19 protein-coding genes, 3 pseudogenes and 1 CRISPR repeat array are annotated in these 20,992 nt (G+C 67.2%); of the genes and pseudogenes, 6 read left to right on the plus strand and 16 right to left on the minus strand.

All coding sequences use genetic code 11. From position 1 onward, the window contains the following. Window positions 1–264 precede the first annotated feature (264 nt). From EV216_RS16365 to EV216_RS16395, 6 genes and pseudogenes are all read right to left on the minus strand, one after another. Window positions 265–435 (minus strand): DUF1328 domain-containing protein, encoded by a 171-nt coding sequence (locus EV216_RS16365; RefSeq protein WP_132696712.1) that lies wholly within the window; start codon window positions 433–435, stop codon window positions 265–267. Window positions 436–881: 446 nt separating this feature from the next. Beyond that, entirely contained in the window at window positions 882–1,079 is a 198-nt protein-coding gene (locus EV216_RS16370; RefSeq protein ID WP_132696664.1) for a CsbD family protein, read from the minus strand. A gap of 220 nt (window positions 1,080–1,299) precedes the next feature. Beyond that, complete coding sequence (locus EV216_RS16375; RefSeq protein WP_132696666.1) at window positions 1,300–1,740, minus strand: DUF1523 family protein; 441 nt, start codon at window positions 1,738–1,740, stop codon at window positions 1,300–1,302. A gap of 428 nt (window positions 1,741–2,168) precedes the next feature. Then, a pseudogene (locus EV216_RS16385) lies at window positions 2,169–2,501 on the minus strand (Mu transposase domain-containing protein); the annotation flags it as partial. Next, window positions 2,486–2,701: pseudogene (locus EV216_RS16390) on the minus strand (IS66 family transposase zinc-finger binding domain-containing protein); the annotation flags it as partial. The pseudogenes EV216_RS16390 and EV216_RS16385, both read right to left, overlap by 16 nt. A 209-nt stretch (window positions 2,702–2,910) precedes the next feature. Then, window positions 2,911–3,091: pseudogene (locus EV216_RS16395) on the minus strand (transposase); the annotation flags it as partial. A gap of 524 nt (window positions 3,092–3,615) precedes the next feature. Here EV216_RS16395 and EV216_RS16405 point away from each other — a divergent pair. From EV216_RS16405 to EV216_RS16425, 5 genes are all read left to right on the plus strand, one after another. Continuing rightward, a complete protein-coding gene (locus tag EV216_RS16405) occupies window positions 3,616–4,017 on the plus strand; it encodes a hypothetical protein (protein WP_132696670.1) in 402 nt (133 codons plus the stop codon). Between the two features lie 103 nt (window positions 4,018–4,120). Next, window positions 4,121–4,483 carry a hypothetical protein gene (locus tag EV216_RS16410; RefSeq protein WP_132696672.1) on the plus strand — a complete coding sequence of 121 codons (363 nt, stop codon included), beginning with the start codon at window positions 4,121–4,123 and terminating at the stop codon, window positions 4,481–4,483. A gap of 633 nt (window positions 4,484–5,116) precedes the next feature. After that, window positions 5,117–6,679 carry a TniQ family protein gene (locus EV216_RS16415; protein ID WP_165899301.1) on the plus strand — a complete coding sequence of 521 codons (1,563 nt, stop codon included), beginning with the start codon at window positions 5,117–5,119 and terminating at the stop codon, window positions 6,677–6,679. Between the two features lie 816 nt (window positions 6,680–7,495). Further along, a complete protein-coding gene (locus tag EV216_RS16420) occupies window positions 7,496–7,936 on the plus strand; it encodes a hypothetical protein (protein ID WP_132696676.1) in 441 nt (146 codons plus the stop codon). A gap of 366 nt (window positions 7,937–8,302) precedes the next feature. Then, window positions 8,303–8,692, plus strand: a complete 390-nt coding sequence (locus tag EV216_RS16425) for a hypothetical protein (protein WP_132696678.1) — start codon at window positions 8,303–8,305, stop codon at window positions 8,690–8,692. 140 nt (window positions 8,693–8,832) lie between these two features. Here EV216_RS16425 and EV216_RS16430 read toward each other — a convergent pair whose 3' ends face one another. From EV216_RS16430 to EV216_RS16435, 3 genes are all read right to left on the minus strand, one after another. Beyond that, on the minus strand, window positions 8,833–11,061 hold the full coding sequence (locus EV216_RS16430) for a DDE-type integrase/transposase/recombinase (protein ID WP_132696680.1): 2,229 nt from the start codon (window positions 11,059–11,061) through the stop codon (window positions 8,833–8,835). Next, window positions 11,058–11,189, minus strand: a complete 132-nt coding sequence (locus tag EV216_RS18795) for a hypothetical protein (RefSeq protein WP_279388224.1) — start codon at window positions 11,187–11,189, stop codon at window positions 11,058–11,060. Before EV216_RS18795 ends, EV216_RS16430 begins: the two co-directional genes overlap by 4 nt. Before the next feature lie 140 nt (window positions 11,190–11,329). Beyond that, entirely contained in the window at window positions 11,330–11,749 is a 420-nt protein-coding gene (locus tag EV216_RS16435) for a hypothetical protein (protein WP_132696682.1), read from the minus strand. A gap of 590 nt (window positions 11,750–12,339) precedes the next feature. On the opposite strand from EV216_RS16435, the gene EV216_RS16440 reads away from it, so the two are divergent. Then, window positions 12,340–12,564, plus strand: coding sequence for an MBL fold metallo-hydrolase (locus tag EV216_RS16440; RefSeq protein WP_132696684.1), 225 nt, complete (start codon window positions 12,340–12,342; stop codon window positions 12,562–12,564). 35 nt (window positions 12,565–12,599) lie between these two features. Then, a CRISPR array of direct repeats spans window positions 12,600–15,192; the repeat unit is 29 nt; unit sequence CGGGTCATCCCCGCGCGGGCGGGGAACAG. 79 nt (window positions 15,193–15,271) lie between these two features. Here the strand turns inward: EV216_RS16440 and cas2e are convergent. From cas2e to casA, 7 genes are read right to left on the minus strand one after another with little or no spacing between them, the layout of a single operon-like run. Then, window positions 15,272–15,559 (minus strand): type I-E CRISPR-associated endoribonuclease Cas2e, encoded by a 288-nt coding sequence (gene cas2e / locus EV216_RS16445; protein ID WP_132696686.1) that lies wholly within the window; start codon window positions 15,557–15,559, stop codon window positions 15,272–15,274. A 3-nt stretch (window positions 15,560–15,562) separates the two neighbouring features. Then, window positions 15,563–16,507, minus strand: a complete 945-nt coding sequence (gene cas1e, locus EV216_RS16450) for a type I-E CRISPR-associated endonuclease Cas1e (RefSeq protein ID WP_132696688.1) — start codon at window positions 16,505–16,507, stop codon at window positions 15,563–15,565. Continuing rightward, the gene (cas6e, locus tag EV216_RS16455; protein WP_132696690.1) at window positions 16,504–17,178 is read right to left on the minus strand and encodes a type I-E CRISPR-associated protein Cas6/Cse3/CasE; all 675 of its coding nucleotides are present in this window, start codon (window positions 17,176–17,178) and stop codon (window positions 16,504–16,506) included. Before cas6e ends, cas1e begins: the two co-directional genes overlap by 4 nt. Beyond that, window positions 17,175–17,879: a type I-E CRISPR-associated protein Cas5/CasD gene (gene cas5e / locus EV216_RS16460; protein ID WP_132696692.1), complete on the minus strand. Its 705-nt coding sequence runs from the start codon at window positions 17,877–17,879 to the stop codon at window positions 17,175–17,177. The genes cas6e and cas5e overlap by 4 nt, the downstream gene beginning before the upstream one ends. Next, the gene (gene cas7e / locus EV216_RS16465; RefSeq protein WP_132696694.1) at window positions 17,879–18,943 is read right to left on the minus strand and encodes a type I-E CRISPR-associated protein Cas7/Cse4/CasC; all 1,065 of its coding nucleotides are present in this window, start codon (window positions 18,941–18,943) and stop codon (window positions 17,879–17,881) included. The genes cas5e and cas7e overlap by 1 nt, the downstream gene beginning before the upstream one ends. Further along, window positions 18,940–19,434, minus strand: coding sequence for a type I-E CRISPR-associated protein Cse2/CasB (gene casB / locus EV216_RS16470; protein ID WP_132696696.1), 495 nt, complete (start codon window positions 19,432–19,434; stop codon window positions 18,940–18,942). The genes cas7e and casB overlap by 4 nt, the downstream gene beginning before the upstream one ends. Further along, window positions 19,431–20,891 carry a type I-E CRISPR-associated protein Cse1/CasA gene (casA, locus tag EV216_RS16475; RefSeq protein ID WP_132696698.1) on the minus strand — a complete coding sequence of 487 codons (1,461 nt, stop codon included), beginning with the start codon at window positions 20,889–20,891 and terminating at the stop codon, window positions 19,431–19,433. Before casA ends, casB begins: the two co-directional genes overlap by 4 nt. Window positions 20,892–20,992 lie beyond the last annotated feature (101 nt).

Genomic DNA, 20,992 nt, shown 5'->3' on the forward strand with positions numbered 1-20,992 from the left:
CGATGCCCGTGAGCACCGGCTTGCGCTCGTAGGTCACGCCATAGACCCACGACCGGCGCCCGCCTTCCCAGCGCGGCGGCTCCACGAAGGGGTGGAGGAGATTACGCCGCCCTCGATTTCCACCAACTCCGCGACACGACCGCTCCCTGAGCGGCGACAGTCCCGCGCATGAGACAGAATGTACTTTTGCGACGGGGATCCGGAAGCGAAAGGCCCCGCCGTTTCCGGCGGGGCACGATCATTCCTGTCCCTGCCCAGCATCGATCAGGACTTGCGGCCGCGCATCACGCTCATCACGACCGCGCCCACGAACAGCAGGATGAAGATGAAGAACAGGGTCTGTGCGATCCCCGCCGAGGCCATGGCGATGCCGCCGAAGCCGAAGAGACCGGCCACGAGGGCGAGGAGAAGGAATATGAGAGCCCATTGAAGCATTTTGTCGATCCTTTCCATTCCGGTTGTCCTTGTTAAACGCGGATGCGCGACATTGGTTCCAAGGTTCTGCAAATTGGCCAAGGAAACCGCCGATGCTGTGCACCGGAATCCTGTCTGCGCAAAGAAGACGGCGTTGGGATTTCCCTGTGGGACTGATGACCGGGCCGATGCGCGTTCAGAAGCCTGAGGCAGTCGATCCGCCGCGCCGCTTGACCCGCGGCACCGGGAGCCGGGCTTTCAGACCATTGTGGCCGGGTTGGTGGTCGCGGCGTGCAAAAAGGGCAGCCTTTGCTGCAGGTCGCGTGGCGGGCCGCCGCGACAACCGCACTCGTCCCACGCGGCGCACCCGCGGTCGCCTCTGCCGGTTCCGGGGTGAACGGAGACCGCCCTGCCCGCATGTGCAGGCAGGGCGGCAGGCTAGTGTCAGTGCATGAAGGACCGTCAGATCATTGGCCTTTCAGGAATTCGTCCACCTCTTTCTCGGCGACCTCGCGAGTCTTGCCGTAGCGCGACTGGATCAGCCCTACTAGTTGTTCGCGATTTCCCTCGACCTGGTTGACCTCGTCATCGGTCAGAACCCCCCACGCCTCGCGCACGCGGCCCTTGACCTGCTTCCAGTTGCCTTTCAACTCGTCCATGTTCATCACGTTCTCCTTTCAGATGTTCTACTGGATGTTCAACGCGTGACACCGTTCGACGTTCCCGGCTGCTTGCGGAAAAAATCGCGCAGCCCGGTGTCAGAGACCAGTGTCGGTGCCCGAACCACCGGCCGCGTCCCCGGGAAGCGGGCACACAGACCGACCACCCGGGATCCCGCCGATATCGCCCTGGCCCCTGGACACCCCAGGGCGCGACGTGCGGACGTCAATCGGCTCCGTTCACCTCACTCTCTACGGAGGTGTCCTCCTCCTCCTTCTCCGTCGAAACCGACAGGCAGCGCGCGGGCGCGTCGATGGAGGTCGCGTTCGGAAACATGTCGAGGAAGGGAATGCGCAGTCCATAGCCGTTCACGGTGACGGCCTCCTCGGGGCAGGCGACGGAGACACGGCTTGCCACCGCCTGCAGGTCCGCGGAACCGAACTTGAAGTAGGGTGGAAGTAACCCCGCATCCTCGTTCACGAAAACTAATGTCTCCGATGTGCCGGCGTGGATGGTCTCGATGTGATACTGGATTTCCTGCCCGTCGCCCGTGGTGCCGGTGATCTGCACCTCCCAGGAATCGGGTCCCCAGCGGATCCAGACGGCTGCCAGGACGACCACCACGATCAAACCCAGAATGATCCTTGCCTTGTTTCCCGGTATCATGACTCCGTATCCTTGAACTGTGACCGGGCGCGCTCGACGGCATGCTGACCGCCCCCGACGTCATGTGAATGCGAACCCAACGTCCGGAACGGGATTCGGTTCCATCCCCGAACGCCGCAGGGACGGCGCGCCGCGAACCCGTACAGAGCGCGCCCGCCCGAGTCCTCAACATCAAGCAGGCGCGAATCTCTCCACTCTTCCACGATCCGCCCCGGTCGGCGCTAACATGCGTCAACCTGCGCCGATGTCAGTCGACTTCGGTAACGCTGACCTGGCGGTCTCAACCGGTCGTCGCAACATGGGCAGTTTCGGCGTTCTCAAGCACCGCGTCCGGCGCCTCCGCCGGGGTTCTCCACCCAAGGGTTTTTCGAGGACGCCCGTTAAGTGCGGCAGCAACCGCTTCCATATCATCGGGACCGTGCAGGCTGATCACCAACGAGGCGACCATCCTGCCGGAACTCTATGCGTTCGGCATAGGCCCGGATCTCGACCGGACGACCGGCCGCGCTGGCCATCACCGAGTATTTGTTGTTGTCGAACCGCACGAGGCATGTCTTGGACACGGCGGCTGGCACGGAATGGAAGCCGTTGAAGCGCCCGGCATAGGGCACGAGCCGTGGGCGTTCCGCCTCGAACACCTCCCACACGGTCCGGTCCGTCATCTCCGGGTGCCGGCTGGCCTTGGCCCAGGCAATGCACTTGTCGATCAGAAGCGCGTTCAGGCCCTCGAAGCTCTTCACCCGCAGGCGTAGTGATACAAGGGCAGATGATCCGCGTATTTGCTGACCAGAACATGGGCGATGAACGCCTCGGTCGGCAGCCCGGCCTCGATCAGCCGGGCCGGCGCGGGCGCCTGTGTGACACCGTCGGTACAGACACGGCAGGCATATTTCGGACGGATGGTCTCGATGATCCGGTGCTGGGCGGGGATGACGTCGATGCGGATGCTGCGATCCTCGCCCTCGGCCAGCGCGACCTAAAGCTCTTCGAAAGCCAGTTGACGTTCGTCCTTGCCCAGCTTCTCCGATTTCTTGCCATGCAGCGCTTGACCAAGGCGATTAGAGAACGCAGTGGGACACTATCCGAGCGACTGCGCCGAGGATGTGGGGGGGCTATCCCCGCGGGTGCGGGGGAGCCTCCACGACGATGGTCTCCGCCGCGCTGTAGGCGGGTCGTAACCGTTCCGCCACGTCGTGCGTTCGCCGCTGCGTTCATGTCGGCCGGCGCCGATCAGGCCCTCCACATCGGCCTCCATCATCAACTGGAGCACTGCCTCGGCGATGCTGCGCAGAAAGTCGCCCTGGTCATGCTTGGCCAGAAGCTCGGACAGGTTCATGTTGGTCTTGGTCATCGGGGTCCTCTGTGGTCCGTGGTTGAAGTCGCCAAACTCCACCTCGACCATACACCTCGATGGCCACCCGGGATCACACCGTCGACGGCACAGAAATTACACCACGTCCTCGGACACTAACCGCCCACGCGGGGATGACCCGCGGGATGCCGATGAAATTGCCGAGGAAGAGGCCTGTGGTTGGATGGCCTGGATGAGGTTGACCGGAGCGTCGAAGCAGGCCGCCGTGAATGCCGGTGAGGTTTTTTCTTTCGGTTTTTCGGGATTGGCCAAACTTCCCCGTGCAAGGCCAAAACCGAAGGAGATTGGTTCACTCGACACGACGAAAAGCGATCCTGGCGAATTTTTCTGCGGGGCCCCTCGAAAGGAGCGGGCCGCGGTCGCGGATCCGCCAGGTCATCACGACTCCTGAAAAGCGCATGTCCAGCCCCGGCGCCCCGCATGAAGCGGGTGCCGTATCGAGGAACCGCCGCAATCCCGCGCCCGGATCTCCGTCACAGGCTGGCATCTGAAAAGGAAACCCGATGCTGCATTTCAAGCCTGAACACGCGGTCCCGATGTCTTCCGGAAGCGCGAGGACCCTCCTGCACGAATTCGTCGAAACTCATGGCGACGCCCTGCGCTGTGCCGCCTTGCTTCTGTCGGGACGCCCCGGGCCGCGCCTGGTCGACGATCTCGCCGAACGGCTGACCCGGGAGCCGATCCCCGGCCGCAAGACCCTGCAGGCGGCGGGCAGGCTGCTCGCGCTCCTCTCGCTCGAGAACGTCCATGACGACGAGGGCGTCGAGGCCGGGGTCTTCGCGCGGCTCGATCCCGCCGAGCCCTATGTCGAGGAGATCTGCGTGCTGACCGACGGCTTTCGGGACGCCCTTCGGGCGGTAGGGCAGGGGAGCGCCCGCGGCGCTTCGTACGGGACGGCCGCGTGAGCGGCGCGCCAGTCCGGTTCCGGCCGCCGGCGGTTGCCCCGGAGGCCCGTGTCGATGCCAGTGCCCGCCGAATGCCGGCGAGGCCCGCAACAGGAGATACGCCATGACCCTCGCATTCGCTGTTTCCACCCTCGAAGGCCGGGCCCGGCTGGAGGGCGCCGCCCGGGCCGCCCTGGCCTTCATCGCCCCCCACGCCGATGGCCTTGGCGAGATCTTCAACGGGGTCGGCGATGATTTCGGGACCTACGCCACCGATGCGCTTCTGGCGCAGGCAGCCGCCCCGTCCCTCTGCGGCGAGTACGTGTTCACGGCACTCGTCGACCTGCGTGCCCGGCTTTCGCGGATTCCGCCTTGCGCGGCCGCGCCCGGGGCCGGCGGAGGGACATGCCCCTTCGACTTCGACGCCCAGATCAACTGGTACGGGGCGCAGTTGTCCGATCTGATCGCGGGTTTCGGCATTTCCTGAGGGCGGGCGGTCCGGCGCCGGCGCCGCGCTTGAACGGGGCGGCACCGCGCGTTCGCGCGATGCCGGCTGCGGCGCCGGACGCGGGTCCCGCAAGGTGTTGTGCCGGGGCCCGCGTCCCCCGCGTCCGTGGACCCGGGGGCAAATCCTCTTTCGTCGTCCGATACCGAGACGGGAGAAAACCCACGGATTTCAGGGAAGTGACGTCATCACAAAGATCCGAGGGGAATCCGGCCAGCAGATCAATTTTCTTCCCAGACCGAGAGGGATCGCCTTCCGGGAGGGGAGGCGGGCAAGAAGGCCCGCCTGGCTTGCCGCGGGATGCCAGGACTCGGTCGCCCGACGATGACCCTGGAGGAAAGGAGTGAATGGCCCGCGACCCTGTCGGTGGCGTCGTGCCGAGCCCGGGGGCACGGAACTTTTTTTGGTCCCGTGTTTCCGATCCGACGAGAAAGGTTGCATTATACTCAAAGTCACCCGGACAGGCGGCCCATGGCTGCGACCGGTGGCCCCCGTCGAGGACGACGACATCCCCCCGATCTTCCGAACCGCCGCCGCGTCGCAGAAGGCACGTGCACAGGACGGTCTGAACCGCGCCGGTCCGGCGCTTCCCCCCCCTGTCCAGGAATTCCGAACATGCCGAACCTGATACCCCGACTCGACTTCGATCCCTGCGAATCCGCGCTGTCGTTCGCAGCCCGCCTTGCCGCCTTCCATACCGGGGGGCGGGCCACGCCGGTCCTGCGCGATCTCGGCATCGCGCCCATGTCCCTCGTCTCCGGCGAGCCCGACGCGATCGCGCGCCTGTGCGAGGTATCGGGGGCCGACCTCGCGATGGTCCGGGCGACCACCCCAGCGCGGGTCGCGAAACGCGCCTACGAACTCCGTGGTCACGTCCTGCCGGCCGAGTTCTTCGTGCGCCCCAGGACCTCCTGCTGCCCGGCCTGTCTGAAGGCGGATGACGCCAGGGCGGCCGACCCGGCCATGGCGCGCCGGCATCGCTGGTTCTGGGCGCTCGACGTCGTGCGCACCTGCCCCGAGCACGGGCTGCCGCTGATCCGCCTGCCGAAGACGGCGCATGACGACGAACTGCACGAGCTCGGTGTCCGTGCCCCCGCCCCGGGTGTGGACCTTGACGCGGAGATTGCCGGGCTGAGCCCGCGCGAGGTGTCGCCGCTGCAGGCCTACGTCCTGGGGCGCCTCGAGGGGCAGGCGGGCCCGGACTGGCTCGACGCCCAGCCGCTCGACCAGGTCGTGCGGGCGGCAGAACTGCTGGGCGCCGTGATGGTCTTCGATCCGGCCAGGAACCTCGCCACCATGACCGAAGAGGAGCGCGAAGAGGCCGGCCGGGCCGGTTACGAGCGCATGGCGCAGGGGGTGGCCGGCGTGCGCGCCGCGCTCGAGGCGCTTTACGAGGACTTCCATGCCGGCGGCGGCAATCCCGGCCCCCAGAAGGTCTTCGGCCGACTTTACACCGCGATGAGCGGACGCCGCGGGTCGGGCCGGCACGGAGAGCTCGCCGGCGTCCTGCGGGATTTCATTCTCGACCGCTTCGCGCTTCCCGCGGGCACGAAGGTTCTCGGCCAGGTGCTCGAGCGCCGGCTCAACCACACGGTCGCCTCGCTTGCGGCCGAGCAGGACCTCGATGCCCGGACCCTGCGCCAGGTGCTGGTCGCCCGGGGCCTCGTCGCCGCCGAGGCGGAACCGCATCAGCCCTTCGATGCCGACGCGGGACGCGCCATCGCCGCGACGGTCCGGCGCAGCGTCACCGTGATCAAGCTGCCCGAGGCGCTCGGCTGCAGCCGTCCCCTGGCTGGCCAGCTCATCGAGGAGGGCTTGATCATACCGATCGCCGCAGACGCGCAGGCATCCGGCCGAGCCTGCAAGGCGGTCGACGCCGAGGACGTGCGGCGGTTCCTGGAGAGCATTGGCAGGGCCGCGCCGGCGGTGGCGGAAAACCCCGCCGGGCTGGTGCCGATCGGAAAAGCGTCGGAGAAGGCGAAATCTCCGGCGGTCGAGATCGTGCACCTCATTCTGGGCGGCTTTCTGGACCGCGTGGTGCGGCTCGATGGCGAACACGGGCTCGCCGCGCTCCGCGTCGATCCGGTCGAGGTGAAATCCGTGATCGGCGAGGTGATGATCGGCCTGTCGCCCGGGGAGGCCTTCAACCGGCTCCGGATTCCGAACCGGTCCGGATAGCATCTCGTCGACCGGGGCGAACTCCCCGCGATCACGATCCGGTGCCCCGACGATCGCCACCGGTTCCATCGGTTCCGGCCCGACGACGTTGCCGATGTGGCCTCGCGCCTGGCATCCCTGGCCGCGTTAGCGGACAGAACGGGCCGACCGGCCCACGAGATCGCCAGAACCTTGAAGCTGGCGCGGATCAACCCCGCCATCGCCGCCATCGAGTGCGGGGCCAACCTCTTCCGGCTTCGCGACGCCGAGCGCGCCCTCGCATGATGACATGACGGGGTTTCTTGCCCCGCCCGATTCCGATTATTGAAGAGCCGTCCGAAGGGGCGGCCTTTTTCTTGTCTTCTCTCGCGCGGGGGCGTATTTCTGAATAAAGGAACGAGGGTCCGCTTGTATCGAACGAATGCAGCGGGGTGGCCATCTTAACCTTGCGGAATGGCCAAAATGGCCGCCGCGGATCACCTTGATGAACCAAAAATCAATGGGTTAGCGCGGCCCGATGGCCAGCAATCGCTTGCAGCCACACTTGTCTGGTGGGGCAATTAAAGCCCATTTTGGCGATTTCGGCGCCCATTTTCAGGGGCTTTCGCGCCCATGGGGTGCTAAGTGCCTGAAATAAAAACGGGTTGTACGAAACCCACCTGAGGGGCCCGCTTTCGGGTCCCTCGCGGGCGTCCTGGCCTCCTTTTCCCGGGGCTTTCCTTCCGAAGCCCCCGGGAAAAGGAGACCGCGCCCCCAGAGAGACCGACATCCCACCACACCTTCCGGGTCCGATTTGACGCAGCACGGATCGCTGCAGCACAAGAAGAGGACCACATCATGTTCCACCCGAATACCCCGGTCCCGGGCCCGGAAATCCATATCGCCACCGCGATCCGAGAGGCGCGGCAATCCTGGAGGGTCTTCGATGACCTGCTGGACCTTCTGCCCCGCCACCGGCATCGCATGGTGCACGATTGCAGGGCGGCGTTCCTGGAGGGCGACGTCTTCACCAAACGGCTCCGCCAGGATCTCGAGAGCCTCCTCGATGACCTGGCCTCGAACCTCGAGCGCGAGACGGAGTGGCGTATCGCCACGGTCGAGGTTGGCGCCATCGGCGACGAACCGCTCTTCGACGACCGGCTTGTACGCTCGCGGACAGACCGGGGCCTTGCGCTGGCGAAGGTTCTGGATCGCTTGTCTGGCCCGGCCGAAAAGATCCTGCATGCACATGCTCTGATCGACGCCCAGCAGGTGTTCGACCGCCTGCAATCCACCTGACACCGGCGGCCGCGGCATGACCGCGGCCGCCCTCCCTTTCGTTCAAGGCGAAGGTCGGTGAGCATACCCTCCAGGCCCGTGACACTTGCGGCAGGCCGGCTGGGGTTAGAATTCTCCGAGCTTCATCGGGCCTTGTTTCCAGCCCGTGCGGCAGACCGGCGGCCCCTCGTTCTCGTGGTGCGGTGTCGTTCGTCGAGATCCGGAACGGATGCGGGCTCTTTCGGGCAAGGCCCGAAGACGCCATCGCCGGAGCGGTGATCCCATGCCGGACCTCTTTACCGCCTGCCGGCCGAGAACCGCCGTCAGTACGGCGGCTCAGCCTGATTGGCCGCCGTTTGCTTCCATAGAAATCGCCAAGGTGTGACGATGAACGACCATACTTCCCCAAACGATCGAAATGCCACCGCGCAGGACACGCGCGTCGAGGACCTGTCCCTTGTGCAAGTGGAGATGCAAGCGCGGCATCCGGATCTCGACCTGGGGTTTTGCGCTCAGTGCCACTACGGGCCGCCGAATTTCGCCTTTCTGGTGGTCTATGGTGTTGATCATGATACGCTGAGACGAAGGGCAATCCGGGCAGAAGCCACAGGCTTGCTGGAACGATTGGGACATCGCGTGGAGCTTCAGCCTGGTCGTGATGTCTATTGTCTTGATCCGTGGGCTCCGGAGGGTGCGCATGAGCGGATGAAGATGCTGCTAGGAATCCGAACGCGCCTTGCCCAGGCGGGTCGTGTCTTTCGCGGTAAGGGGACCTGATCAACACAACGAAACCCGTCGCTGGCGACGCTTCTGATCAAAAAAAATCCGGCCCCTTGATGGGGCCGGATCGAACGGGGTTCATATGCCTGCCGGAACGTCTCCGGACATCCTGGGCGGGAGTATCCCGCCCCCTGGCCCTAGTCGGCGCTTCCGGGCTTGCGGATCGTCCAGGAATTGGAGCTCCGCGGCCGTGCGGGAAGCGGTGCGGCCGGTGTCTGCGAGATCGCCGCCTGCGGCTCCTCTTCCGGGGCGCGGGGTTCGATCACCCGGCCAACGCCATCGAGCGGCGTGCGGGTCTTGGGGGTGTTGCCGGTGATATGGAACCCCGCGAAGAGGCTTTCCTCGAGATGCTTGAGGCGCTCGGCGGTGATCGGCTTGTCGACCAGGCCGTACTGCAGCTGCTTGCGCGTGTTCAACGCCTCGATGTCATCGAGCGCGCGGAATACGACCTCTTCTTCCCAGGCCTTGCGGGAGGCCGATTTCGTCCGCAGCGCCCGCCGCGCCGCGACCCAGGTATGGGCATCCACCCCGTCGAAGCCGTCATGAACGGCGCGGGCCTCGTGCGCCTGCCCATCGATCACGACCTCGACGGCGCCGAGATCCTCAGGATCCCAGCGAAGCTCGACGGTCCTGTGGCCCCCCTCGATGACCGTGGCGGCGAGCGCCTCGTGATGGTAGCGGACGCCGAGCACCCGAACCCCTTCGCGGGTGAGGCGCCGGTTCAGACGGAGACCGAAGGCACAGCGCTTCGTGCGCATCTCCGGCGCAGCCCGGAGCGGGAAGTTGCCATCCCTCAGATCGCTTTCCCACTGCTGGAGCGGCGTGCGGAGGCCGAGCCCCTCGTGCGGTGTGTTGTGATAGACGTCGACGATCCAGCGCACCAGAGAATAGCACAGGTCCTCGGTGTCCAGGCAGGCGCGCGCTTCGGCCGGGTGATCCCCCCGCGTGGCGACATCGCCGAAGGTACGACCGTTCAGCATCGGCAGGAGCCGCGTGGCCGCCGTCTGGAACACCCTTTCGATATGTCCACGCATGCCGGGAAGACCCGCGATCGTCCGTTCCAGCGTGATATCGAGCGTCGCGCAGGTGTCGGTGAATGCGGTCGATTTGAACGCCGCGCCGTTGTCGGACACCAGCAGTTCCGGCGTCGCGAACTGGTTCCACGCGACCTTTGCACCCGCGGCGTTCGCAAACCGGCCCTTGTCGCTGACCACCATGCGCAGGCACTGGGCGGCGGCGCTGGTCTTGGGATTCCGCGTCAGCGTCATGCCCACGATGAGCTTGGTCCGGCAATCGATCGCGGCCACCAGCCACCAGCGGCCTTTCCCGTCATCGAGGCCGAGATCCTTGAGATCTTCCTCGGTGAAATACTGGCCCATTCCCGCCTTGGCCATGATCGTCACGAGATCGATCTTCCACTCGTCGATCTCGACCCGTTCGAACGGGCGGGAGACCTCGAGCCCACGTCCGACCGGCCGAAGTCTTTTCATCGCCTCCTGTTCGCCGTAGCGAGACACCAGCACCTCGAAGCGGCTGAACGACTTGATGCACTGGCGCACGGCTTCGCGGCTGGGCACGCGGAGCTTCGGCCGCCCATCGGCCAAGCGGTCGGCATTCTCCTTCCTGAACGCGCGCTGGACGTCGGTCACGGTCTTCGACATCGGCGCTCGGTTGAGTGTCAGGTAGCTTTCCCGAACGGTCTTCCCCAGCAGGGCGTTTTCTTCGGCGGTGAAATAGCTCGTCCGGTTGCCGCGATTCGAGAACCGATCGATCAGTCCCGCCTTGCCGAATCTTGCGACGCGGGCCACCCAGCGCCGAAGCGTGGTCGGATGTACGGGAGCAACCATCTGAAGGGTTCCACCACCTTTGGGCTTCCGCCCCTTGCCCGCTGCGGCTTGCTGCTTGCGCCATTCAAGCTCCGGGTCGACCTGGTCGGCCAGATACGCGGAGGCACGCCGGCAGATATCGTCCATATGCGCCTCGATGGAGTCGTCGGTCATCTGCATCACGCCCTCCGCGCGGACCTCGTCGAACGCTTCGACCAAGGCGTACCGCTGGTCGATCCGCGCGCGCTGCCCGGGTGTCAGCGTGGCCAGCGAGGACCCTGTTCCACCGCTGGGCTGGCGCCGGGTGCGCAGTTCTTTCGGCAGGAAATACTCGATCTCGTGCCGGACCTTGCCGGCGGCATTGAGCCGGTTCAGATGCCCGAATTCGAAAACCTGAGCCGCACCCTCGCCCTCGGTAGGGACCAGGGCATAGGCATCTTGCATCATGTAACCGAGACGGAACGCCTGACCGTCGATCGTCACGCGGTCCTCGCGACCGATCTGGAAGCGGGGGAAACGGCGGTCGAAATCCAGGCTCATTTGGAGTCTCCTTTCCAGCAGACCAGTGTTTTCGGGGTGATGGGTTCATGCCGGACGGTGCGAAGCACGCCGACGCGCACCAGGCGCAGAAGCGCGCGGTAGCCGCGGGCGTGCAGGCCGGTGGCCACGGTGAGATCTTGCAGGGAGCGGCCCCCGACAAGGCCGGATGCGACGGCGCGGGCGACGTGTTCCGCATCCGGATCGGGCCGCCTGACCGCGGCCAGGATCTTCGCGTTGTGAAGGTCGACCGGGTCGATATCGGCCTCGGTCAGGAGCCTGACTCGTCGACGAAATCCTGCTCACGCGCATGCCAGGTGACCAGCCCCATCTTTTCGAGAAACCGCCCGGACACCAGGCGGATCTCGGGTTTGACCGTGAAGGCGATGGTCTTGCCCGTCGCCAGGGTCGCGACGATGTCGAAGACATGCTCGATGCGGCGGTACCGGAAGCGGACCTGCTCGCGGAGATCGACGACCTCCTCGCGGGCATTCAGAAGCAACAGGTGACAGAGCTCGAGGTGGGACTCGGCCTTGACGCGGATCCCGGCGCCTTCTCCGAGCACCGCGAAAGCCGTGCAGTGCCCCTTCGAGGCATTGGCGACATCGCGGTCGGCCCGGGACGGGGCAGGCAGCGTCAGACTGCTATGGAAATCAAGCATGGGACTTTTCTTCAGGTACAGGGACGCCATTCACCGCACCGGCAGGATGCGGCGGTCCATCGGACTGGGGGCGTCCGGTTCAGGGTCTGGGCCGAGGCGGGGCCGGATCGAAGGTCCCGCCTCGCGGGAAGAGTGGTGTGGGGGTCCTGTCTGGTTCAGCCGTTCTTACAGCGCCCTCGGCGTCGCGCGGCGGTACCGCCGCCTGTCCGCTCGGCTCGCGGCGCGCGACAGCCTGTTGTGCAGAGGATATTGGCCGTTCTCTTTCGCCCGAAAGAAATTCTCGGTCTCGCGCGAGAACCGGCGGTGGCCATGACGCGGCGCGCCGATGGCATGCGGCATGCGACCGAGGGGGGCGGTCTTCTTACCCATGGAACTTGGTCTCCGTCCTTCTTGACCGGGACCTGGCATCGTATCTTCGTGGCCGGGCCGGTCTTTGCTGTACTTGATGTCGTTGTCGCGAACCGCGTCATCACCCGGCCAGGCAGGATGTTGTTTCTGCTCCCTTGCACCAGAAAGATTCTCCGGGCGTTAATCGTAATTGTCCGGCAAGCCACTGATCGGAATTGAAACTTTTTTCGGGCTTTCTTCTGCCCAGGCCAAGCCTCGCCGCAGTACTGGCCATGCGCGGCACCGGAGCAGCGCATACGCCAGGCGACAGCTTCGTCTGGCTGCCGGACGCGCGCATCGTCTCCACCGGCGACATCGTCTATGTCGGCCGCCTCCTCGGTGTCATGGAGTTCTCCGACAGCACGGCATGGCTCGAGGCCTTTGCCGCGATCGAAGCGCTGGAGGCCGTCCGCCTGATCCCCTGCAACGGCCCGTTGACCACCTTCGCCCGGGCGTAGGCCGACACGCGCGACTACCTTGCAAACCTGCGCGCCCGGACATCCCCGCGCGGGCGGGGAACAGTTGACCTGCCCCGCCCCTATACCCCCGAAACTCGGGTCATCCCCGCGCGGGCGGGGAACAGAGGACATTATGCGCTCCGACATGGCCACGGTCCGGGTCATCCCCGCGCGGGCGGGGAACAGGCTCCCTAAAGTGCCCGGTTGCCGTTCGGCAACGGGTCATCCCCGCGCGGGCGGGGAACAGAGGTGTTCGTGGCCCGTAGCGTAGACGACGCGCGGGTCATCCCCGCGCGGGCGGGGAACAGAGCAGCAGATTAGCCCGCCGTCTAACGTGCCGCGGGTCATCCCCGCGCGGGCGGGGAACAGGAAGGGTGCGGCTTGTATGTGCCGGGGCACGGCGGGTCATCCCCGCGCGGGCGGGGAACAGCAACTGCGCGCCCGTCACTGGCCCACCCCCGGCGGGTCATCCCCGCGCGGGCGGGGAACAGTAGGCGGCGAAGCATTCGACACAGACCGTGACCGGGTCATCCCCGCGCGGGCGGGGAACAGCGGCACAAAGAACATCACCCCAGCGCATCACCCGGGTCATCCCCGCGCGGGCGGGGAACAGTGGGGATGGGGGCACGGGACCGAATCCGCGCTCGGGTCATCCCCGCGCGGGCGGGGAACAGCAGAAGCGCGGCACCACAGAAGCCCGTCACGCCGGGTCATCCCCGCGCGGGCGGGGAACAGTGCACCTGGCTCGCGCGGTTTTCCGGCAACTCCGGGTCATCCCCGCGCGGGCGGGGAACAGTATGCCCGGATCATCGAGGGGCACTATCGCGCCGGGTCATCCCCGCGCGGGCGGGGAACAGTGGGTGAAGATCGCCCAGTCGCGCTCGGTGTACGGGTCATCCCCGCGCGGGCGGGGAACAGATCGTGCAGCCATGGTGGTTCGGCGAGCCGTTCGGGTCATCCCCGCGCGGGCGGGGAACAGGGGTGCGGCATGGAGGAAATCGTCTCGTCGGGCGGGTCATCCCCGCGCGGGCGGGGAACAGGCAGCGGGGTTCAAATCCAGTCCAGAGTTCTCACCGGGTCATCCCCGCGCGGGCGGGGAACAGCAGCCAGCCGGGCGCGGCGGCGCCGGACTTGCCGGGTCATCCCCGCGCGGGCGGGGAACAGATCGTCGAGACCGAGTTTCCCGATTTCGCCACCGGGTCATCCCCGCGCGGGCGGGGAACAGGAGGATGGACGGGTGTGTCACGCCGCGTGCTCCGGGTCATCCCCGCGCGGGCGGGGAACAGCGCCCAGGCCTGCCGAAGCGCCTTCAAACCCTCGGGTCATCCCCGCGCGGGCGGGGAACAGACCGAGCAAAGGGGACGCCCGCTCGCTCCGGCCGGGTCATCCCCGCGCGGGCGGGGAACAGGTGCACCCGACCAATCACACAAGACGATAAGACGGGTCATCCCCGCGCGGGCGGGGAACAGTGCGCGACCACCTGAGCGACGGATGGGACATGCGGGTCATCCCCGCGCGGGCGGGGAACAGCAGGTCCAAAGCCCAGAGGGCCAACTGTCGCTCGGGTCATCCCCGCGCGGGCGGGGAACAGGCCGGTTTTGATCGCCGCACAATGCAGGATAGCGGGTCATCCCCGCGCGGGCGGGGAACAGGGGTGCGGCATGGACGAAATAGTCTCGTCCGGCGGGTCATCCCCGCGCGGGCGGGGAACAGACGTCGGTGCAGTCCAGGAAATCGGCGGTCGCCGGGTCATCCCCGCGCGGGCGGGGAACAGTCGCGGGCGGACCATTCGGTCTGGTCGGCCAGCGGGTCATCCCCGCGCGGGCGGGGAACAGTCAGAACAGCCCACTACATCTGCTCCAAAGCGCGGGTCATCCCCGCGCGGGCGGGGAACAGCGCCGGCACAGGTCGAAGAAAACCAAGGCGAACGGGTCATCCCCGCGCGGGCGGGGAACAGTCTCCTCGGGGCTCAGGCTGCATGTCTGCGGGCGGGTCATCCCCGCGCGGGCGGGGAACAGGCTGCGTCGCAGGTCAAGCTGCTGTCGACCCTCGGGTCATCCCCGCGCGGGCGGGGAACAGAGCACCGGGAGCATGATCGGCCGCTGCCCCGCCGGGTCATCCCCGCGCGGGCGGGGAACAGGCTACGCCGTGACCTACGGCGCGGCGAAACAGCGGGTCATCCCCGCGCGGGCGGGGAACAGCATTCGAGCCGTCCTCGGATGGCACCTATACCCGGGTCATCCCCGCGCGGGCGGGGAACAGCTGACCATCACCCCGACGACTGCGGGGCTCATCGGGTCATCCCCGCGCGGGCGGGGAACAGGAACTGGTGACGCCGGATCAGGCAACATCTGGCGGGTCATCCCCGCGCGGGCGGGGAACAGATTCCCACCGGGTCGAAGATCAACACCGATCTCGGGTCATCCCCGCGCGGGCGGGGAACAGCGGGTCAGGAGGACTAACCCATGAAACACGATCGGGTCATCCCCGCGCGGGCGGGGAACAGTGGATGGCGTCATCCTCGTCACGATCGAGGTTCGGGTCATCCCCGCGCGGGCGGGGAACAGGGCGCAGAAAGGGGCGTCCTCCGGTCCAAGACCGGGTCATCCCCGCGCGGGCGGGGAACAGTCTTGCTGCAGACCCTTGATCTACCGAAAGATTCACGATGTCAAAGAGCGTACCGAACGGTTGGCTTTTCGGTCGGCCGTCAACCCCGTTTATCGGGAAAGAAGCTCACCAGCTTCAGCCCATCGAATTCCACCGGCATCCGACGGTTCGTCCCTGCCGTGAGGAAATCGTAGCCTTGGTCGGTACGTGCCTTCCAGACCATCACAGCATCTCCATCTTCGAGCCCGGCCGTGACCTGATCCCAGATCATCTCGCGAGTGCGGGCGGAGTAGTCGCCCACATAGACGCCAGCACGGATCTCGACCAGCCAGGCGGCGAGTCGGCCACGCAACCGTGGCGGCGCATTGGAGACGACCACGACCAGCATGGTTCACCTGTGTCCCGGATCGCCGGAGGGCGGCGCGTCGGGAAAGGCGGTGGACACGGCCTCGGGCGGTGGATCGGGGCGCGGCAGTTCGCCAGCCGACAGCACCTCTTCGATCGCCGGAATGATGCGGCCCAGAAGCCCCGTGCGACGGAAGGCATCGCGGCAGGCCAGCCGCACTGCGCGATCGGGCGCCATATCGAGCTTGCCCTTCGCCGCCTGGCCCGCGATCCGGAAGGCCTCGGGCACGACGGTCTCGATCTTGTAGAGATCGGCGATGTCGTAGACGAAGGAGAGCGGCTTGCCGGTATGCAGGAAGCCGATGGCCGGGGCATAGCCCGCAGCCAGGACGGCGGCCTCGGTCAGGCCATGCAGGCAGGCGGTGGCCGCGGACAGGCAGCGGTTGGGTATGTCGCCGGCCTCCCAGTCTGAGGGGTCGTAGGCGCGGCGTTTCCAGTCCACCCCGTACTGCCTGGCGAGAAGTGCATAGGATTCGCGGACCCGCACGCCCTCGATCCCGCGAAGCTGATCGATGGAACGGCGCGATGGCGCGGCCTCGCCGAAGCGCATGGCATACATCTTGCGCACGACCCTGAGACGCGCGGCATCGTCGAGCGCGATGGATGCCTGCCAGAGCAGGTGGTCCGAACGCGCGCCTCCCGGCTGACCGGCCGAGTAAAGCCTTACGCCGCCTTCGCCGACCCAGGTGATCAGCGTGCCGACCCGCGCCGCCAGCGCGACGGCTGCATGCGATATGCGTGCACCGGGTTCCAGCATGATCCCGGCCAGACCGCCGACGGGGATCTGGGTGCGCGTTCCATCGGCATTGAGCGCGACGAAGGCGCCGTCGGCCACGTCGAGCCGGGCGCGCTCGACGAAGACCAGCGAGGCGCGGTCCTTCAGCGGGATCGGCCGTGGTGGCGGCAGGCCGGGAAGGCCGTTCCCGCTCATGCTGCCCGACGGATCAGCATCAGCCCGCAGCCGAACGCCTTGGCGCGGCCGAAACCGCGTGCCAGCCGGGCTAGGAAAGCGGCAGGGTCTGTCACCTCGATGCGGCCCTCGAGATCGAGGATGCCGAATTGCGGCTGCCCCTTGCGCGGGCCGCGGTGATCGGGAAGGGCCACGGTCGAGTAGTCGCCGGCCGTCGCGATCACGACCTTGAACCCCGACGCCTCGCCCTGGCGGGCAAGCCAGGCCGCGCCCTCCCGCCCTGCCGCCGCCATTCGCTCGGAGGCGCGCGCGCCCTGCGGAACGTCGTGCAGAGCATCCATCACGACGTCGACGCGGTGGCGACCTTCCCGCTTCGTCCGTGTCGCATTGGCGCGCAGGACGAAGTCGAGCCTCTGGCCGGGCGCCAGCGCCGGCGCAAAGTCCTTGACCTCGTGCGGTTCGAACAGGTCCATCGGCTGGGGCGGCCGTTCCGACAAGGTTAGGAACGTCCCGTCCCGATCTTCACGCCACAGGAAATCGCGGCGGCGGTCCGGGCCATCTGCGAAGGCCGCCCAGAGGAGCCTGTGATGGGCCGACCGGCGCTGCCCGGCCTCGGACGGGTTCAGGAGCCCCGCGAGCGCCTGCGCCGAGGGGCTCCGCGACAGGCGGATTCGGCTGAGGTAGAGGCTCATGGCGCGCCTCCCACGGTGATCGCGACATCGCGGAGCGCGACGCGGCGCGGCGCGAAATGCCAGAGCGACCGGTCGCGGGGAACATCGTGGACCTGTTCCCGGACAGCGTCCTCCTCCGTCGCGTCGCAGATCAGCATGCGGGCCGTGGCGGGCGCGCCGAACCGGTCCGCACGGCGCCAGGGCGGCAATGTCATATGCGCCAGCGCGGCCTCGGCGCTGTCCGCCTCGATCACCTTGGCCGCCGGTGGGGCCGCGAGGGGACAGGACTTGCGGCCGAGGTACAGCGCGTAGTGAGGACGTGTCAGCGCCGCCGCCAGCGTCTCCAACCCATCGCCCCAGACTGCCACACCGTAGAGCCCCCCGGACCGGTAGTCGCGCAACGTGATCGTGGTGTTGGTGCGCCCGCGCGCGGCGGCAAGAGCCTCGGGGCGAGAGTTCGGCCGCCTCGCAGCGGACGAAGGCACGGTTTCGACCGTGTGGTAGTCACGCAAGGGGGCGCCGCTGTCGAAGACGGCGACGGCCATTTCCAGAGCGTCCAGCGCGGAGAAGTCGCCGCGCCGGTCGATCCCCATGGCGGCGCCGAGCAGCCCGAGGATCGCCGAGCGCCCCGGCCAGACCAGCGAGCCGCGGCGCTCATGCCCGGCTAGTTCGCCCATCGCGCCGAGCGTGGCGGCCAGACTGAACACCAGATAGGGCCGCATCACGCTCCCCGCACCGCATCGCCTGCAAAGCGCACGATATCGTCCAGCGTGCCGCCAATGCCCACATGCAGGACGCAGTCGGCCTCCCAGGCCTGCCCATAGGCCGCGTCGATATCGGCGCGGGTCCTGGTCAGCGCGGCCACGGAATTGTCGAGGAAGGGCGGTTTCCTGACCGGCTCGAAAAAGGCGCCCGAGAGGTCGCGCGGGGCCTGCGGCCCTTTCTCGGCCAGGACATAGTGGGCCCGTGGATGGTGGGCAAAGCTGTTCTGCTTGCCGCGCGGGGTGGTCTGCGCGATGGCGCGCGCCAGGGCCTCGGCGCCCTTCGCGGCAAGCTCCCGGTCGCCCGCGAGGTTCTCGATCAGCAGATCGGCATTCACGCAGACATACTGGTAATAGACCCCCGACCCGAATGCAGTCTCCCCGAGGTGGCCAGCCCCGGTCTCTTCAGCCTTGTTCAGATCGTCCACCGCCGAATACCAGTCTTCCTCGGCCTGCGCGGGATGCGTGGTGATGGCATGGGCCACCTGCACCGCCGCGTCGCGGTTGAAATCGGCATCATCGGCCAGCATCCGCCCGAACATCGCGATGTCCACGGCACCATCGGCCCGGCGAAGCACCAGCTTCTTCAGATCCTTTTCCTTGGGCAGGTCCTCGCCCGCGATGATCTTGCCCGCCAGGTCCTCGGCTAGGCGCCACTCCTCGGGCGAGATGAAGGCCAGCGTCGTTGCCACCCGCGTCTCCTCGTCCTTCTTCGGCACCTCCAGCTTGCCGAAGATCGCGGCGACCTGCTCGGCGGCCTCGCGGGCCGCCTTCTCCGGCGCGCCTTGCCCCACCAGCCGATGGACCAGCTCGCCATATAAACGCTTGGTGCGCGTGCCCATGTTGTCCTTCAGGTCCAGTTCGAAGAACGCGCTCTCGCGCAGGGCGCGCTTGATCGACTGAGAAGACATCCGCAGGCGCGGGCTGCCGCCGACCATCGCCTGCTTCGGGCGGCCCTGGTCGTCGCGGTTCGGGTTCGAGGGGCCATAGCTGGTCAGCAAATGGAATTGCAGAAAGGTGCTCATTCGATCGTCTCCTTCAACTCGTCCCTGGGCGCATCAGCCCCGAAATAGTGAAAGCACCAGCGCGGCCGGGCGGCCTCCCAGTGCAACAGGTCACCCGCCAGCGCGGCGACGTTGCAGCGCCGGTCCGCCATGGCAATCGCGCGGCGCAGCAGCGCGGTCAGTTCATCGCCTTCTGCGCGCATCAGGCGCTGGAACCGCAGATGGGACAGGATCGGTTCCGCCCCACCCAGACGCCGGGCGAGAGGCGCGCCATCATGTTCGCGCACCTCGGCCAGCAGACCGGCGAGCCGGACGATGTCGCCCGCCCGACCGGGACCGATCCCCAGCGCCCGGGCAAGATCCTGCACGGCCGGCTCGCACAGCACCGCCATCGGCGCCGCCCGCCTAAGCCGGGCCGCGAGTGCACGGGCTGCCGCGCTGTCGCGCGCGCCGATATGCGTGCTCCACCAGCCAAGGACAATTCCGCCCGGCGTCTTGCCGTCATCGCTCATGCCGCTTTCCCCTTCTTCGCCGCGGGAGGTTCCATCCCGAGATGGGTAAAGATGTCCCGCCCCTGCTTGCCAAAGCCCGCGAACGCGCCTGCCAGGTGTTTCCGCGCCTCGACGATCCGCGCGATCCGGTCGGTTTCGCGCTGGTCGAGGCCCGGCACGGCCAGCGCATCGAACTGCCGCAGCGCCTGTTTGCGCAGATCGGCAAGCCACGCGCCCCGCGGGTCATCCCCTGCCTTCAGCGCCTGAACCCGTTTGAGGAAGCGATCCTCGGTCCCGGCAAAGAACGCCTCGCGCTCGGCCTCGCGGGCCTCGCCAGCCGCCAGAACGGGCTCCAGCGCCCCGCGCAGGACGACGCCGGCCGCCTCGGCCGCAAGGATCATCCCCACCAGCCGGTCCTCGGCCTCGACGGGCAGGTTCAGCAGGGGTTGAACGGACAGGGTGAAATCACGCGGCTTCATGTTGTCCATGGCCCAGCCCGCGACGATGATCGAGGCCTCGCCGCCCCGCTGCCCCCAGTCGCGCAGGGACAGCGACCGTTCCGAGGTTTCGCTGCCCACCTCCTGCGCCACGACGCCGAGCCAGTTGCGATAGCCGAATCGGCCTGCACGCGGGTGTTTCGGCAGCCATTCCTCGCCCGGCTTCAGGCGGTAATGGGGGCTGAGCGGGTGTTTCCACAGCGCATAGTTCGTGCCCCAGGGTTTCTGGATCACACCGGTGATCCCCTCGTCGTCCCCGATCAGGCGCAGCCGCCGCGGCATGCCGAAGAACGCCTCGGCCCCGAAGACCTGCCCCTCGGGCGGCAGGGTCTGCTGGCCCTTGTCAGAGATGTTCGTCGGCCGCATCCAGGGGAGGTCGCCCAATTTGCCGGGCGCGCCGCAGGGGACGTTGGCCCAGACCAGCGACCACAGCCCTTCGCCCGGATCGACAAGCGTGACCAGCGGCCCGCCACCCCGCATCGAGGTGCGGTTTCCGGCGCCTCCCGCCGGGGCATGGGCTTGAAAGGCGTAGAGCGTCATGGCCGCCAGCGGCAGGTCAATCCGCGGGTAGCGACCGCGGTGGACCATGAGGTCGGCATTGTTCTTCGCCGCGTTCGCCCCGGAACTGTCGATGAACAGCATGTCCACCGGGTTCGCGGCGCCCGCCAGAGGCTCTAGTTCCTGAAGGAACCGCGGCCCCTCGCTCAGCAGGTTGAACGCGGGCGCGAAAGGGGCCAACCGGTCCTTCAGGCGCTGCGGGTCGGGCGCTGTCCGGCGCTGCCATTCGCCGTTGTTCGCTGGCGGGTCGGCCAGAAATACCAGCCCGATCAGGAGTTCATGACAGGCGATGTTTAGATCGGCACGCGGCCAGTCGGGGCGCAGGATGTCCGGTTCCGTCATCTGCCAAGGCGCGATCGTTCGCCGCGCGCCATCGGCGCAGAGAACCGGAATCCACGGGTTTTCGATCAAATTGAGGGGCATGAAAAACTCCGATCGCAAGAAACACGAGAGGGCAGCCCGTTCGCTGGAGGGGATAGTAACAACGCAGTGCGTCAGAAACTGTCATGCTCCCATTCGACAAG

Origin of the sequence: Rhodovulum steppense (assembly GCF_004339675.1) — a bacterium.
Taxonomy (GTDB): Bacteria; Pseudomonadota; Alphaproteobacteria; order Rhodobacterales; family Rhodobacteraceae; genus Rhodovulum; species Rhodovulum steppense.

Bases quoted from the DNA above. Each gene is read 5' to 3' on its own strand.
- EV216_RS16365 (WP_132696712.1), bottom strand. From the start codon at position 435: ATGCTTCAATGGGCTCTCATATTCCTTCTCCTCGCCCTCGTGGCCGGT.
- EV216_RS16370 (WP_132696664.1), bottom strand. From the start codon at position 1,079: ATGAACATGGACGAGTTGAAAGGCAACTGGAAGCAGGTCAAGGGCCGC.
- EV216_RS16375 (WP_132696666.1), bottom strand. From the start codon at position 1,740: ATGATACCGGGAAACAAGGCAAGGATCATTCTGGGTTTGATCGTGGTG.
- EV216_RS16405 (WP_132696670.1), top strand. From the start codon at position 3,616: ATGCTGCATTTCAAGCCTGAACACGCGGTCCCGATGTCTTCCGGAAGC.
- EV216_RS16410 (WP_132696672.1), top strand. From the start codon at position 4,121: ATGACCCTCGCATTCGCTGTTTCCACCCTCGAAGGCCGGGCCCGGCTG.
- EV216_RS16415 (WP_165899301.1), top strand. From the start codon at position 5,117: ATGCCGAACCTGATACCCCGACTCGACTTCGATCCCTGCGAATCCGCG.
- EV216_RS16420 (WP_132696676.1), top strand. From the start codon at position 7,496: ATGTTCCACCCGAATACCCCGGTCCCGGGCCCGGAAATCCATATCGCC.
- EV216_RS16425 (WP_132696678.1), top strand. From the start codon at position 8,303: ATGAACGACCATACTTCCCCAAACGATCGAAATGCCACCGCGCAGGAC.
- EV216_RS16430 (WP_132696680.1), bottom strand. From the start codon at position 11,061: ATGAGCCTGGATTTCGACCGCCGTTTCCCCCGCTTCCAGATCGGTCGC.
- EV216_RS16435 (WP_132696682.1), bottom strand. From the start codon at position 11,749: ATGGCGTCCCTGTACCTGAAGAAAAGTCCCATGCTTGATTTCCATAGC.
- EV216_RS16440 (WP_132696684.1), top strand. From the start codon at position 12,340: ATGCGCGGCACCGGAGCAGCGCATACGCCAGGCGACAGCTTCGTCTGG.
- cas2e (WP_132696686.1), bottom strand. From the start codon at position 15,559: ATGCTGGTCGTGGTCGTCTCCAATGCGCCGCCACGGTTGCGTGGCCGA.
- cas1e (WP_132696688.1), bottom strand. From the start codon at position 16,507: ATGAGCGGGAACGGCCTTCCCGGCCTGCCGCCACCACGGCCGATCCCG.
- cas6e (WP_132696690.1), bottom strand. From the start codon at position 17,178: ATGAGCCTCTACCTCAGCCGAATCCGCCTGTCGCGGAGCCCCTCGGCG.
- cas5e (WP_132696692.1), bottom strand. From the start codon at position 17,879: ATGCGGCCCTATCTGGTGTTCAGTCTGGCCGCCACGCTCGGCGCGATG.
- cas7e (WP_132696694.1), bottom strand. From the start codon at position 18,943: ATGAGCACCTTTCTGCAATTCCATTTGCTGACCAGCTATGGCCCCTCG.
- casB (WP_132696696.1), bottom strand. From the start codon at position 19,434: ATGAGCGATGACGGCAAGACGCCGGGCGGAATTGTCCTTGGCTGGTGG.
- casA (WP_132696698.1), bottom strand. From the start codon at position 20,891: ATGCCCCTCAATTTGATCGAAAACCCGTGGATTCCGGTTCTCTGCGCC.